Origin of the sequence: Sphaerisporangium siamense, from assembly GCF_014205275.1 — a bacterium.
Classification (GTDB): domain Bacteria; phylum Actinomycetota; class Actinomycetes; order Streptosporangiales; family Streptosporangiaceae; genus Sphaerisporangium; species Sphaerisporangium siamense.
This window is the reverse complement of record NZ_JACHND010000001.1, coordinates 3,538,508-3,552,556: the sequence shown is the minus strand read 5'-3', so window position 1 is coordinate 3,552,556 and position 14,049 is coordinate 3,538,508. Positions and strand designations below refer to the sequence as shown.

Below are 14,049 nucleotides of genomic sequence, written 5' to 3'. Positions count from 1 at the left end.
GGGGCCGTGGAATCATGGCGGCGTGGCACGTACCGCGGTCTTCTTCCACGCGCACCCCGACGACGAGGCTCTTCTGACGGCCGGGACCATGGCGATGCTGGCGGCCGAGGGCCATCGGGTCGTCCTGATCGTGGCGACCGCGGGCGAGCGCGGCCTGGCCGAGCTGCCGCACGGCGAGGCGCTCGCGGAGGCCCGCACCGGTGAGCTGTACGCCTCGGCGGCCGTGCTCGGCGTGGCGCGCGTGGTGCTGCTCGGGTACGGCGACTCCGGCCTGGACACCGCCGGCCTCGACGAGCGGGGCGTCGACGAGAACGCGGGCGTGGGCGACGACCGGCCGCCGAACGCCTTCATCGACGCCGACATCGAGGAGGCCGCCCAGCGCGTGGCCGCCGTGCTCAAGGAGGAGGACGCCGACCTGCTGACGATCTATGACCCGGCGGGCGGGTACGGGCACCCCGACCACGTGCAGGTCTACCGGGTCGGGCAGCGCGCGGCGGACCTCGCGGGCACCCCGATCCTGCTGGAGGCCACCGTCAACCGCGACCCGCTGCTCAAGGCGCTGCGGCTGGCCCAGCGGTTCTACCGCTTCCCCCCCGAGTTCGACGTGCGCTCGTTCGAGCGGGCCTACTCCCCCGGCGAGGTGATCACCCACCGGGTGAACGTCCGCAGGTACACCAAGGTCAAACGGGCCAGCATGGCCGCGCACGCCAGCCAGGCCTCCGGCGGGGACGGCGCGCGCACGCTCGGCGTCATGCTGAAGATCCCCGGCGCGCTGTACCGCCTGGTGTTCGGCACCGAGTGGTACGTCCGCCGCGAGCTGCCCCCGGGCAGCCGCCGCACCCACCCCTTCGACGACCTGCCACCGGAGGAGACCGGGACGGGGCGAGTTCGTCCTCGAGGATGAGATCCGGCCGGGCGGGCCGCCCCAGACTGGAGAGCGCGTCGCCGTCCGGGGACCGCGGGTAGCCTCGTTGCGAGGGCCCCCGCTGGGGCGGGGTCACCGGACGGGGGCGTCTGACGGTCGGGACACCCAGATCACGGAACACTGACGGGAGCACCCTGATGAGCGGCAAATGGGTCAAGGCGGGCCTGTCCATGGCCTCGCTGGCCCTGGCGGTCCTGCTCGTGGTGTTCCTCCCGCAGATCGTCCACGCCCTCACCGGCGCCACCGTGAGCTGGGGCGAGATCGGCGCGCAGTTCGCCGCCATGAGCGTGCCGATGGTCCTGCTGATGACCGTGCTGTGGCTGGCCAGCCTGTACGCCTACACGTTCGTGATGACCTCCGCGCTGCCGGGCCTGACCCACCTGCAGGCGCTGACGCTGAACGCCGCGGGCAGCGCGGTCAGCAACCTGCTGCCGTTCGGCGGGGCCGCGGGCCTCGCGCTGACCTTCGGCATGACCAAGGGCTGGGGGTTCGCGACCCGGCCCGTCGTGGTGTACGCCGTGGTCACCGGCGTGTGGAACACGCTGTTCCGGTTCATCCTGCCCGCGATCGGCATCATCGCCCTGCTCGTCGCCGGGCGCATCCCGGACCAGCGCGTGGTCAGCGCCGCCTGGGGCGGGGCGGTCTCGATCCTGATCCTGGTGGCCGTGGTGGCCTCGGCCCTGTACTGGGAGCGGGCGGCGGGCGTGCTCGGCCGCGTCCTGGACCGGGTGCTCGGGGTGCTGCCGCGCCGGATCCGCCCCGCCGAGCACGCCGCGTCCGGCGCGATCCAGCGCCTGCGCGCCGACACCGCCGAGATCGTCCGCAAGGGCTCGCTCGGGCTGTCGCTCGGCATGGTCGGGTTCCTGGGGTTCCAGTGCCTGATCATGACGGCCTGCCTGGTCGCCACCGGCGCCTACCCGGGCCCGGCCGAGACCGTCGCGGTGTTCGCGGTGAGCCGGGTGCTGACCAGCGCGCTGATCACCCCGAGCGGCGCGGGCATCATGGAGGGCGGCACGGCCTCGCTGCTGATCGCCTTCGGCCAGCCGTCGGGCTCGGCGCTCGCCGCGGCCATCCTGTTCGGCTTCTGGACCTACACGATCGAGATCCCCTGGGGCGGCCTCGCCCTCGGCGGCTGGTCGCTGCTGCGCAGGCGCGACGCCAAGGACCGCGACCGCCGCTCACCGGAGCCCGCGACCCGCGCCTGACCCGCGTATCCCCTCTCTGCCCGCTCGGTGGTCTCCGGCCGCGCGGAAACCTGTAGCCTCATTTCCGGCGTGATCGCGCCCTGGCGCCCTATACCGGGCGGACACGAGGAGGAAAGCGGGCCTTGGCGAACGGCTTGTGCGTGCTTCACGGGCGCGCATAGCGTTGCGGCTGACATGACTGGCATGGTGCTGACGTGGCGACGACGTGGCTGACGACTTGGGTGGCGGCGGGGCTGACATGGTGACGTTCCGCGTGCTCGGCCCGGTCGAGGCGTACGCCGAGGGCGAGCTCGACCTCGGCGGGCTGCGCCAGCGTGCCGTCCTCGCCCGATTACTCGTCGCCCGCGGCCAGGTCGTGCCCGTCGACACGCTGCTGTTCGACCTGTGGACCGACGAAGGGGCCAAAGGAGCGCAGTCCGGGCTCCAGGTCTACATCTCCCGGCTGCGCCGCGTCCTGGAGCCGGGACGCCCGCGCGGCGGGCCCAACCGCCTGCTGGTCACCGTCGCCTCCGGCTACGCCCTGCGCACCACGCCCGACCAGGTCGACGCGCTGCGCTTCGAGGGCATGGTCCGCGCGGCGGGCAAGTACCTCGACAACGACGACCCCGAGCCGGCCCGCGCGGGCCTGGAGACCGCGCTCGGCCTGTGGCGCGGCACGCCCTACGCCGACTTCGCCGAGCACCACTGGGCGGAGGCGGAGGTCAGCAGGCTGGCGGAACTGCGGCTCGTCGCCCGCGAGCGGCACGGCGACGCGGGGCTGCGCCTCGGCCTGCACGCCGAGACCGTCCCCGACCTGGAGGCGCTGACCACCGAGCACCCCTTGCGCGAGGAGGGCTGGCGGCTGCTCGCCCTCGGCCTGTACCGCTGCGGCAGGCAGGGCGACGCCCTGGCCGCGCTGCGCCGTGCCCGCACGACGCTGGCCGACGAGCTGGGCATCGACCCCGGTCCCGCGCTGCGCAAGATGGAGTCGGACATCCTCTCCCAGGATCCGTCCCTGGAACTCGTCCTCCCCCAGCGTCCGCGCTTCGCCGAGGCGGCCGGCACCTGGCCGCCGCGCCCGGAGAGCCAGACCGGCGACATGCCGCCCCTGGCGACCGAGCCGTTCGTCGGCCGGGACGCCGAGCTGGACCGGCTCACCGGCGCCGCCCCGCACGCCATGGCCGGGCGGTTCACCGCCGCCGTGGTCAGCGGCGACCCCGGCGCGGGCAAGACGACGCTGGTGCGCCGGCTCGGGCGCACGCTCGGCGGCCAGGGGTGGATCACCGCCTCGGGCGGCTGCCCCGACAGCAGCGCCACGCCCCCGGGCTGGGCGTGGGTGGAGGTCCTGCGCACGCTGGTCGCCGCGCGCGGCACCGGCGAGTACGGCACGCTGCTCGCGCCGCTGCTGGACGACGCCGCGCCCGGCGACGACGACGACCAGGCGTCCGGCGGCTTCCGCCTGCACCGCGCGGTGGGCGGCTACATCGCCGCCATCGCGCGCGAGGCCCCCGTGCTGATCGTCCTGGAGGACCTGCACTGGGCGGACGACCAGACGATCGCGCTGCTGCGCGCCCTGCCCAGCCTGCTGGCGGCCGGCCGCGTGCTGCTCGTGGTCACCTGCCGCGACGGCGAGCTGAACGACCAGCAGTCCGAGGTGCTGGCGGCGCTCGCCCGGCTCGGCCCCGTCCGGGTCGGCCTTGAGGGGCTGGACGGGGACGCCGTGGCCGAGCTGGTCCGCGCCACCTGCGTCCGCGAGGTGGACGAGGACGCCGTCAGCACGATCGTCGAGCGCACCGGCGGCAACCCGTTCTTCGTCCGCGAGACCGTCCGCCTGCTGGACTCCGAGGGGAGCGGCGGCCGGGCCACGGCGGCCGAGGTGATCTCCGAGGTGCCGTCCGGCGTGCGGGACGTGCTGCGCCGCCGCGTCACCCGGCTGCCGGTGACGGCCCAGCAGATCCTGCTGCAGGCGGCGGTGATCGGCAGGGAGGTCGACATCGACGTGCTGGTGGACGTGTCCGGCGACGAGGAGGCCGTGGTCGACGCGGTCGAGGCCGCCCTGCTGGCCGGGCTGGTCACCGAGCCGGGCCCCGGCATGCTGCGCTTCGACCACGACCTGGTCCGCGACACCCTGTACTCGGACGCCTCCCGGCTGCGCAGGTCGCGCCTGCACGCCGCAGTCGCCTCGGTGATCGAGAGCCGTTCGCCGTCCGACGTCGCCGCGCTGGCCCACCACTACGACGCCGCGGGCACCGCCGAGACCGCCGCGAAGGCCGTCCACTACGCGGGCCTGGCCGCCGAGCAGGCCGAGCGCCGGTTCGCCCACCGCGAGGCGGCGAGGCTGTGGGAGCGGGCCATCGCCGCCTTCGACCGCGCCCGCCCGGGCGGGCCGCCGTCCAAGGAGCGCCTGCTGCTACAGCTCCGGCTGATCAAGGCGCTGGCGCTGGCCGGGGACATGACGGCCGCACGCGCCCGCCGCCGCGAGGCCATGGACGCGGCGCTGCCGCTGGGCGACCTGGAGCTGACCGCGCGGATCGCCGCCTCGGTGGCCGTGCCGCACAAGGGCATCGCCCGCGACCTGACCCGCACGGCGTGGGAGATCGTCGACGTCACCGAGCGGGCGCTGATCGAGCTGCCGCCCGGCGAGCAGTCCCTGCGGGCGAGCCTGCTGGCCACCCTCGCGCTGGAGCTGGAGGGCTCGGCGACCGGCCGCGGGTACGAGGCGTCCCTGGAGGCCGAGGAACTGGCCCGGCAGAGCGGCGACCCGGCGCTGCTGGCCGTCGCGCTGAGCGGGCGGCTGCGCCAGTCGTACGTCATCACGGTCGTCGACGAGCGCGAGGCGATCGGCCGCGAGCTGCTGGAGGTCGGCGCGGCCTCCGGGCAGATCGCGGTGCAGGCGCTGGCCCACCTGGTGCTGATGGAGTGCGCGGCGGCGCGCGGCGACTTCGCCGAGGCCGACGCGCAGGTCGGCGCGGCCGAGCGGCTGGCCAAGCAGTACGCCCTGCCCGCGCCCCCGGCCGTCGGCGCCTGGTACGCGGGCATGCGCATGATGATCAGCGGTGACTACGCCGGGGCCGAGCGGGCCTACCGCAGGGCGGCCGGCCTCACCGCGCGGGCCGGCATGCTGGAGGGCCGCCAGGACCTGCCGCTGATCACCGCCTTCTGCCTGCGGCTGGTGGACGGCAAGGCCGAGGACATGGTGGAGCCGCTGGAGGAGGCGCACCGGCGCGGCGCCAAGTGGACCCTGGACGCCTACGCCGTCGCGCTCACCTCGGCGGGCCACCTGAAGGACGCGCGCGCGGTGGCCGCGACGCGGACGCCCGTGCGTCCCGACTTCCTGTACGAGCTGGCCATGACATGGCGGGCGCTGGCGGGCATGCTGCTCGGCGACCGCGACCGGATGCAGGACGCCTACTCCACGCTCGGGCCGTTCTCCGACCGGATCGCCGGGGCGGGCACCGGGGTCGTGGCCCTGTGGCCGGTGGCCCAGACGCTGGGCGACCTGGCGGTGCGCCTCGGGCAGCCGGCGGAGGCCGAGCGGCACTACCGCAAGGCGCTCGGGGTGGCCGAGCGGGTGCGCGTCCCCCGGTGGGTGGCCGCGGCGCGCAAGGCGCTGGGCCCGGGCAACCCGGTCAGCAGCTGACCTGGAACCCCTCGCCGGTCACCGTCCGGCGCGGGCCGGCGTCGGCGCCGCTCCTGATCGACAGCTCGGCCCGGTACCGGCCGGGGTTGCCGACGACCCGCGGGTACCACTCGACGGTGCGCTGCCCGCCCATGAACCCGGCGGTCGCGGAGACGAGGTAGGTCCGCCAGGCGCGGGCGGAGGGGCTCCAGCGGGCCAGGCGCCACTCGTAGACGATGGGCTCGCCGGCGGCGTCGATCACGCTCTGGACGTGGTAGACGCGGTGGCAGGACGGCCCGGCGCCGGCCAGTGCCGCCGTGACGACGCCCGGGCGGGGGAGGCGGGTGTCCTCGGCCGGCATGGCGCGCGAGGAGAGGGTCACGGTTTTGACGGCGGGCCGGCCCGCGGCCGTACCCTCCGCCGTGCCCTTCGCCGTGCCCACCGCCGGGCCGACCGCCGCCGCGCCGAAGTAGGCGCCGGCGACGGCCAGGGAGGCGACGATCAGTTTGAACACGGTGGCCGTACCACTCATCACGACCGGCACCAGCCCGGGGGCCATGCCCCTCCGCGTCCTCATGATCCTCCCCTTTCGCTCACTCAAAGGTGTACGCCTGGGTGGTTGCTCCCTACTTGCCGTCTACTTGCAGTGCGCGGCGGGGCAGGAAACTCCCAGAACAGGGACGGATGCCACGTCAGAGGGCGAATCGCCGGAGCGGCCGTGCGATCATATGCGGATGCGCATGCTGACCGTCGCCGTCATGGCCGCGCTGCTGGCCGTGGCGGGCCTGGCTGGCCCGGCCCACGCCCGTACCGCGCCCCGCGTCACCGCCAAGGAGGTCTACCTGATCGACGCGGCGACCGGGGCGGCGCGGTTCGCACGGCGGGAGACCCGGCGCGTCCCCGTGGCGAGCCTCACCAAGATCATGACGGCGTACGTCGTGCGCAGGTCCGCCTCCCTGGACGCGGTGGTGACGATCACCAAGGCCGACGTGCGGCACGCCGCCGCGGGCGGCGCCGCCCGCGCGGGCCTGAAGGCCGGCGAGCGGCTGAGCGTGCGCGACCTGCTGTACGCGCTGCTGCTGCCCTCGGGCGCGGACGCCGCCAACGCGCTGGCCCGCACGTACGGCCCGGGCGTGCAGCGGTTCGTGGGCAAGATGAACGCCGCCGCGCGCTCGCTCGGCATGCGGGACACCCTCTACGTCAACCCCGACGGCATGCCGCAGCCCGGCGGCGACCATTCGACCGCGTTCGACCAGGTCACGCTGGCCAAGGCCGTCCTCGCCGATCCGGTCGTGGCGCAGGTCGCCGGCACGAAGCGGCACGCGGTCGCCAAGACGTCCCTGCACCGCGGCCACGTGTGGAAGAACACCAACAGGCTGCTGCCCGTCGACGCCCAGGGGCTGAAGACGGGCTACACCCGCCCGGCGGGCTACTGCCTGATGTTCGCCGCGGCCCGGGACGGCCGCACCTACATCGGGGTGATCCTCGGCGAGCGCACCGACGCCGCCCGCTACCGCACCGCCCGTTCCCTCCTCGACGCCGCCACCGCCGCCTAGCGACCGGCCGGGGCGCCGCGCATGAGGCCGTGGCAGGCGATGGCGGCGGCGGCGACCACGTTCAGCGAGTCGACGCCGAGGCTCATCGCCTGAGGGCTCATCGGGATGCGGACGGCCTCGTCGGCCTCGCGCAGCCAGCGGGACGACAGGCCGTCCCCCTCCGAGCCCAGCAGCAGGGCCACGCGGGGGCCGAGCGCGACCTCGTCGATGGGGGTCGCGGCTGGGGCCGGGGTGAGGGCCAGCGTGCGGAACCCCAGGTCGCGCAGCTCGGCGAGCCCGTGGTGCCAGTCGTACATGCGGGCGTACGGCACGGCGAAGACCGCGCCCATGGAGACCTTCACCGACCGCCGGTAGAGGGGGTCGGCGCAGCGCGGCGAGAGGACGACCGCCTCGACGCCGAGCGCGGCGGCGCAGCGGAAGATGGCGCCGACGTTCCCATGGTCGACCAGGTCCTCCAGCACCAGCACGCGCCGGGGCCCGGCGCCCGCCGCGTCGAAACCGGCCGTCCCCCTCGCCGTACCGGGTGGTTCGGTGAGGAGCGTCTTCAGGTCGGGGAGTTCGCGCCGTGCCATGGAGGCGAGCGCGCCGCGGTGGACGGCGAAGCCGGCGATGCCCGCCATCACGTCCTCGGGCACCAGGTAGACGCGGGCGCCGCCGAGGACGTCGGCGAGGCCGGGGAGCCAGCGGCGGGTGGTGAGCACCGACCGCACCGGGTAGCCGGTCGTGACGGCGCGGCGGATGACCTTCTCGCCCTCGGCGATGAACAGGCCCCGCTCGGCCTCCAGGCTCTTGCGCAGCTCGACGTCGCGCAGCCGCACGTAGTCGGCGAGCCGGGGGTCGGCGGCGTCCTCCACCTCGATGAGCTCAGGCACGGGACAAGCGTATGACGCGCCCGGCCTGCCAGAGCAGGGCGTACACCGTGAGCACCGCGCAGAAGCCGACCACCAGGCCGACGCCGGTCTTGGTGACGACGCCCGCCCAGCCGAACACGGGGTTCGGGGGGTCGACGAACGTCCACACGGCCGCGGCCGCCGCGGCGCCCAGCGCCGTGCAGGCGAGCACGCCCCAGCGCAGCCGGCCCGGCATCGTGAGGCGCGGGGGGAGCGGGGCGGCGCCGGGCGCGCGCAGCGCCCGGACGACCCACCAGGCGACGGCGGCCAGGCCGAGGACCGAGCAGACGTACTGGGTCAGCCGGTAGCCGGTGACCCATCCGAACACGGACGTGGTCATCCAGCTCCACCCCCAGAACTCCGCTCCCCAGTCGTGGGTGAAGGAGTCCCAGAGCACGTGGGTGGCCGCGCCCGCGGCGGCGCCGAGCGCGATGGTGTGCGGGGCGCGCCACGCCGGGCCGGGCAGCGCGGCGACCCGGGCGGCGACGGGGGCGGGGAGCAGCGCGGTGAGCGGGTCGCGGAACACCAGTGCGAAGAGGGCGAGCAGGACGAACGTCGCGATCACGTCGTCGGTCACCACGCCGAGCGGCGAGTGCCAGCGGCTGTAGGCGTCGAGGTAGGGCAGGAACATCGGCAGGTCGGGCACCATCGACCCGATGCCGAGCGCCCAGGGGTCCAGCACCTTGCGCACCCGCGCGGTGGAGATGAGAGGGATCACCGCGGCGACATGGCTCGGGGTGAACGGCACAGGCGACTCTCCTCGCTTGCGGGACCCGCGGCTCGTCCACAGCCTCGTGCGGGCGCCGTCCGGCACGGGCGGTAGCCGGAGGGCTACGGCGCGCTGACGCGGCGGCTTCTCGATGATCGGGGGCCATGGTGCCAGATCCGGACGCGGGCGTGCGCCTCGCGGCTCCCGCGACGTCCCGGCCGCGCTCCCCCGTCGCCGGACACCGGGCACGCAAGGCCGTGACGGTCGGCTTCCGGACCCTCGCCCCGTACGTGAGCCCGCAGGTGTGCCGCGACCCGGTGGGTCAGCGGGCCGCGCCGACCGCGCTCGGCATCGTGGTCACGACGATCAGCCTGGTCAGCATGCCGGCGCTCGGGCTCGCCGAGCGGCGGCCCGGCGCGCGGCCGGTCTCGGCGGTGGCGACGGCGGGCGCGGGCGCCCAGAACACGCCGTGCGCCCCGAGGACGGGCGGGGTGGCGGCCGGGCCGGTGGCGACGTCGTCGGGGTGGTGGTCCGGCCCGGCGGGGACGCCGGCGCCGGTCGCCACGCGCGAGGGCGGCAACGCCTGGCGGGGCCGTTCCTGCCCCCATTGAAGGATCACCACGGCCACCGGCAGGCCCTCGGCGCGCAGGGCGGCGGCGACGCGCGGCCCGGTGCCGGGGTCGGCCACGGCCCGGCAGACGTGGCCGGACACGACGACCTCGCGGACGAACTCGCAGCCTCGCAGGGCTCTGCGCACCTCGTCGGGGCAGCGCGGGCCGGCCAGGCGCAGGACGAGCAGGTCGGGCCGGCCGTCGGCCCGCGCCACGGCGCGCGACGCCATCGCGCCGACCGCCCAGGCGACCATGGCGTGATCCGATGTGACCCTGTGGGCTTCGATCGCCGGTGACACGAGCCCGTCCCCCCTGCCCGGCGGCCGTCCCCTGGCCGCCGCTCCCGTGATCCACTGATCACGATACATCGCGTTCAGAGCAAGTCAAGATGTATCGCCTTATGTCCAGATAGTCGCGGGGCGACGCTACATACCGTAATCACGGCAGGAAGGGGTGGGTTTTACCCAATTAGTCCTGAACGCTAGGGTTCCGTAAGCATTGCACGGGATCTCGCTATATGGTCGCTGCTAGCGCGCCGAGACCGGACGAGATCGAACACCCGAAGAGGACAACGTGGGCGGACGCCACCGCACTGACGACCTTGATGGCGGCTACAACCCTTATCACGAGCCCGCGGGCCGCCGCCGGGCGAGCCGGGGCAAGGTCCTGGTGCCGCTCGCGGGCGCCGTCGCGCTCGCGGTGCTGCTCGGCGTCGCCGCGTACGTGATCGTGAGCCGTGACAGAACCTGCGGCCAGGGCGGCGTGGCCAAGGTCGCCCTGAACGTCGTCGCCTCCCCCGACATCGAGCCCGCCATCTCCAAGATCGCCGCGGCGTACAACAGCGCCGCCACGCCGCAGGGAGACGCGTGCGTCGCGGTCGCGGTGAAGAGCGGCGACTCGGCGAGCGTCACCAACGCCATCGCCGGCTCCGGCGCGACCAGCGGGAAGTTCGACGCCGACCTGTGGATCCCGGACTCCAGCCTCTGGGTCTCCAAGCTGCGCGCCTCGCGGAAGGGCGCGGGCCTCTCGGAGCCGAGCGGCTCGGCGGCCCGCTCCCCCGTGGTGCTCGCGGCGCCCAAGAGCGTCGTCGAGAAGCTGCGCGGCGCCTTCGGCGAGCCGAGCTGGAGCGGCCTGATGTCGGCCGCCAACGCCGCCACCCCCGACGGCATCGGCCGCAACATCCGCGTCCTGCCCCTGGACCCGATGGTGAACGCGGCCGGGCTGAGCGCGATCCTCGCGGGCGCGAGCGTGCTGAAGGGCTCGGGGACGGGCGAGGAGCAGCTCGTGGGCGTGCTGCGGCAGCTCTCGGAGAGCGCCGTGAGCACCCCCGCCAACATGTTCGCCACCATGACCAAGCAGTCCTCGCGCGCGCCGATCGGCATCGTCTCCGAGCAGGGCGTGTGGGCGTTCAACGACAAGACCGAGCCGGGCACGATCGTCGCGCTGTACCCCGCCGAGGGAACGATCAGCCTGGACTACCCGATCGTCATCACGGCCAAGGAGCAGGCGGCGCGCGAGGCGGCCAAGAAGTTCGCCACCGCGCTGACCGGCGCGGACGCCATGAAGATCGTCCGCGACCACGGCTTCCGCACCCCCGACGGCAAGGGCGGGGCCGCGATCAGCCGGGAGAACGGCCTGGACCCGGCGACCCCGCGCGCCATCAAGATGCCCGAGGCCGCCCAGGTGACCCGGCTCTCCCAGGCGTGGTCGCGTCTGAAGCTCGGCGGCCGCCTGCTGGCCCTGCTGGACGTCTCGGGCACCATGGCGCTGCCCGCCGTCGGCGCCCCCGGCGACCGCATGCGGCTCATCGCGCAGACCGCGATCGAGGGGCTGAAGCTGTTCCCGGACAAGACCGAGGCCGGCACCTGGGTCTTCTCCACCAACCTGAACGGCCAGGGCGTCGACCACCGCGAGACGGTGCCGGTCGGCCCCATCGGCCAGAAGATCAACGGCGTCCCGCGCCGGGACGTCATCACCCGGTCCCTGTCGCGGCTGCGGGCGAAGGCGACCGGCGACACCGGGCTCAACGACACGCTGGCCGCCGCCTACGACAAGATGAAGGCCGAGTACGAGGCCGACAAGATCAACACCATCCTCGTCTTCACCGACGGCGTCGGCAACGACGACCCCGAGGGCGGCATCAGCAACAGCGAGATCCTGAAGAAGCTGCGCGACGAGTTCGACCGGACGCAGCCGATCAGCGTGATCATCGTGGCGCTCGGCGCCGACGACGCCGCCGGGCGCAGGCAGATGCAGGCCATCGCGCAGGCGACGCAGGGCCAGGCGTTCTTCCCGCGCAACGCGCTGGAGATCCGCAAGGTGTTCCTCGAAGGCATCTCGCGCCGCCTGTGCGCGCCCAACTGCGGCGGGCAGTAGGCCCCTCCTCGGCGCTCCGCCATGACGCCCGGTCCCGGTTCGCGCGGGGCCGGGCGTCTCGCCGTGTTCCGGAGGCGCGGGCCTCTCCGGAACCGGATTTCCGTACGGCCCGCCGATCGCTCCGCGTCACCGCCGGCCGGTCCGATGTCACCGTCCGCCGTCTCATTGACTGAGCTTTGTCACAGGTGTTTCATAGGCCCCACAAGGCACTGTTTTCCCAGGTCATACCGGCTGATTATTAATCAATCCCGGGTGAACCGCTTGAGGAGAATGGACGTCCTGTACGTGTGGGGACTGGTGCGGGCAGGAGAAATTCTCGTGATCAAGTGCTTCCAACGACCAGATTCCCGTCCTGCGGGGAGGAACATTCGTGCCCGGATGGCCGAGCGCCGGCCGCGCTGACGACCAGCGTCTTGTGGAGGCCCTGCGCCGCGCGGAAGGTCGCGCGGCGGACGGTCTCTACGACCACTACGCCGACCGACTCAACGACTACGCCTGTTCACTGCTCGACGACCCCGACGCCGCGGCCGACGCCGTGCACGACGCGTTCGTCACCGCCCACGGCCGGGCGGACGCCCTGCGCGAGCCGGCCCGCCTGCGGGCCTGGCTGTACGCGCTGACGCGCTACCAGTGCCTCGCGCGCCAGGGGCGCACGCCGGCCCACGGAACCGCGCTCCCGGACGAGAACCAGGAGGACCCGGAGCTCGCGGCCATCGTCCGCGAGGCCCTCGGCGAGCTCGGGCAGAAGGACCGCGAGGTGCTGCTGCTCGGGGTGCGGCACGGCCTGACCGCCGCGGAGGTGGGCGCCGTCGTCGGGCTGACCTCGCGCCAGACCGGCACGCGGCTCGCCCGGGCCCGCGACCACCTGGAGAACGCCGCCGCCGCGGTGATCCTCGCCAGGACCGGCCGCGCCCACTGCCCGGACCTGTCCGCGCTGCTGGACTCCATCGACGGCCCGCTCCCGCAGCCGCTGCGCCGGCGCCTGGTCCGGCACATCGCGGGCTGCGAGGTGTGCACCGAGGGCCGCCACCGCCGCGTGTCGGCGGAACGCCTGCTCGACACCCTCCCCGTGGGATTCCCGCCGCTGTCGCTGCGGCGGCGGGTCGCCGAGACCTGCGGCAGGTCGGAGCGCGACGCGGCCAAGACCGCGATCATGCCCGCGCCCGGCGTCCTGGACAAGAACGGCTTCCCGCCCGTGGGCCCGGACCGCCGCGCCAAGGGGTCCTCCGCCTCCGGCGACACCCCTCGGCACGGCTTCAGGAGCGAGGACACACCGGAACGCGGGCACGCCGTCACCGCGAGGTACCCCGTCGTGGACGGGACGGGCGGGCGCGGGCGCTCCCGGGCCGGGCGCCGTCAGCCGGGGGCCAGGACGGGCCGCAGGGCCGCCCCGATCTTCGCCGCGCTGGCCTGCGTGCTGCTCACGACCGGCGCCATGATCGTGATCACCGGCCAGGACTCCGGCCACCGCGACGGCTCCACCACGACGTTGCGCTTCCCGAGCCGCACTCCCGGCGAACTGCAGATCACCTACGCCCCCGAGCCGGCCGACGCCGTCGTGCCCGAGCCGTCGTCGCCGGCGCCGAGGCCGAGCGCCACGCGGACCCGGGCCCGCGCAGCCGAGGCGCCCGCGGCCTCGACCGCCGCCCCGAAGCCGTCCGCCTCGCGCTCCCCGTCCCGGCGGCCGTCCGTCCCTTCCGCCCGGCTTGTCATCTCTTGTCCGGGAGCGCTCGGGGACGAGGGCGCGGGTGTGATCCTCATCTCAGCGCGTGACGGCGGACTTTCCTGGCGGGCGACCGCGGGCAAGGGCCTCACCGTGACGCCGGCGAACGGCGTGCTGGAGTCCGGCGCCAAGGCGCGTCTGTCGGTCGAGGCGGCCGACCCCGCCCAGGCAGGACGGGCGAACGTGGTCCTGAGCTCGGGCGCGGGCGGCGCCTCGTGCGCCGTGTCGTGGGAGGGGCAGGACATGCCTCCCGCCTCCGATCCGCCCCGGGACGACCCCCCGACCTCGGAGCCGTCGGCGACCGACACACCCTCCGGTGAGCCCACCGGGGGCGCCTCCTGACCCGACCCTGACTGCTCCTTTAGGCTTGACCGACGGTACCTTTGTAAACACCCCCTGTCCCGTGAGCCCCAGCGGCCCCAGCGGGACCAATGGAAGGTGGAGGTGACGTGGTCG

General features: G+C 74.4%; 10 protein-coding genes. 6 read left to right on the top strand and 4 right to left on the bottom strand.

Features of this window, described 5'->3' with window-relative positions:
• Window positions 1–22 precede the first annotated feature (22 nt).
• The 3 genes from BJ982_RS16305 to BJ982_RS16295 all read left to right on the top strand — a co-directional run bounded on the left by BJ982_RS16305 (window position 23) and on the right by BJ982_RS16295 (window position 5,749).
• Complete coding sequence (locus tag BJ982_RS16305; RefSeq protein WP_184880981.1) at window positions 23–904, top strand: PIG-L deacetylase family protein; 882 nt, start codon at window positions 23–25, stop codon at window positions 902–904.
• Between the two features lie 158 nt (window positions 905–1,062).
• Entirely contained in the window at window positions 1,063–2,130 is a 1,068-nt protein-coding gene (locus BJ982_RS16300) for a lysylphosphatidylglycerol synthase domain-containing protein (RefSeq protein ID WP_184880979.1), read from the top strand.
• Window positions 2,131–2,335: 205 nt separating this feature from the next.
• Window positions 2,336–5,749, top strand: coding sequence for an ATP-binding protein (locus tag BJ982_RS16295; protein WP_239122913.1), 3,414 nt, complete (start codon window positions 2,336–2,338; stop codon window positions 5,747–5,749).
• On the opposite strand, the gene BJ982_RS16290 is transcribed toward BJ982_RS16295, so the two are convergent.
• On the bottom strand, window positions 5,739–6,305 hold the full coding sequence (locus BJ982_RS16290) for a hypothetical protein (protein WP_184880977.1): 567 nt from the start codon (window positions 6,303–6,305) through the stop codon (window positions 5,739–5,741). The two genes, BJ982_RS16295 and BJ982_RS16290, sit on opposite strands and share 11 nt — an antisense overlap.
• Before the next feature lie 157 nt (window positions 6,306–6,462).
• Between BJ982_RS16290 and BJ982_RS16285 the strand changes: the two genes are divergently transcribed.
• Window positions 6,463–7,284: a D-alanyl-D-alanine carboxypeptidase family protein gene (locus BJ982_RS16285; protein WP_239122914.1), complete on the top strand. Its 822-nt coding sequence runs from the start codon at window positions 6,463–6,465 to the stop codon at window positions 7,282–7,284.
• Here the strand turns inward: BJ982_RS16285 and BJ982_RS16280 are convergent.
• The 3 genes from BJ982_RS16280 to BJ982_RS16270 all read right to left on the bottom strand — a co-directional run bounded on the left by BJ982_RS16280 (window position 7,281) and on the right by BJ982_RS16270 (window position 9,748).
• Window positions 7,281–8,156 carry a TrmH family RNA methyltransferase gene (locus BJ982_RS16280; RefSeq protein WP_184880973.1) on the bottom strand — a complete coding sequence of 292 codons (876 nt, stop codon included), beginning with the start codon at window positions 8,154–8,156 and terminating at the stop codon, window positions 7,281–7,283. The genes BJ982_RS16285 and BJ982_RS16280 overlap by 4 nt on opposite strands.
• Window positions 8,149–8,922 (bottom strand): DUF4184 family protein, encoded by a 774-nt coding sequence (locus BJ982_RS16275; protein ID WP_184880971.1) that lies wholly within the window; start codon window positions 8,920–8,922, stop codon window positions 8,149–8,151. The genes BJ982_RS16280 and BJ982_RS16275 overlap by 8 nt, the downstream gene beginning before the upstream one ends.
• Window positions 8,923–9,205: 283 nt before the next feature.
• Window positions 9,206–9,748: a hypothetical protein gene (locus BJ982_RS16270; protein WP_184880969.1), complete on the bottom strand. Its 543-nt coding sequence runs from the start codon at window positions 9,746–9,748 to the stop codon at window positions 9,206–9,208.
• Window positions 9,749–10,067: 319 nt separating this feature from the next.
• On the opposite strand from BJ982_RS16270, the gene BJ982_RS16265 reads away from it, so the two are divergent.
• A complete protein-coding gene (locus BJ982_RS16265) occupies window positions 10,068–11,870 on the top strand; it encodes a substrate-binding and VWA domain-containing protein (protein WP_184880967.1) in 1,803 nt (600 codons plus the stop codon).
• Window positions 11,871–12,240: 370 nt separating this feature from the next.
• Window positions 12,241–13,935: a sigma-70 family RNA polymerase sigma factor gene (locus tag BJ982_RS16260; RefSeq protein WP_184880965.1), complete on the top strand. Its 1,695-nt coding sequence runs from the start codon at window positions 12,241–12,243 to the stop codon at window positions 13,933–13,935.
• Window positions 13,936–14,049 lie beyond the last annotated feature (114 nt).

Coding starts and splice junctions, on each gene's coding strand:
- BJ982_RS16300 (WP_184880979.1), top strand. CDS start 1,063: ATGAGCGGCAAATGGGTCAAGGCGGGCCTGTCCATGGCCTCGCTGGCC.
- BJ982_RS16290 (WP_184880977.1), bottom strand. CDS start 6,305: ATGAGGACGCGGAGGGGCATGGCCCCCGGGCTGGTGCCGGTCGTGATG.
- BJ982_RS16285 (WP_239122914.1), top strand. CDS start 6,463: ATGCGCATGCTGACCGTCGCCGTCATGGCCGCGCTGCTGGCCGTGGCG.
- BJ982_RS16270 (WP_184880969.1), bottom strand. CDS start 9,748: ATGGTCGCCTGGGCGGTCGGCGCGATGGCGTCGCGCGCCGTGGCGCGG.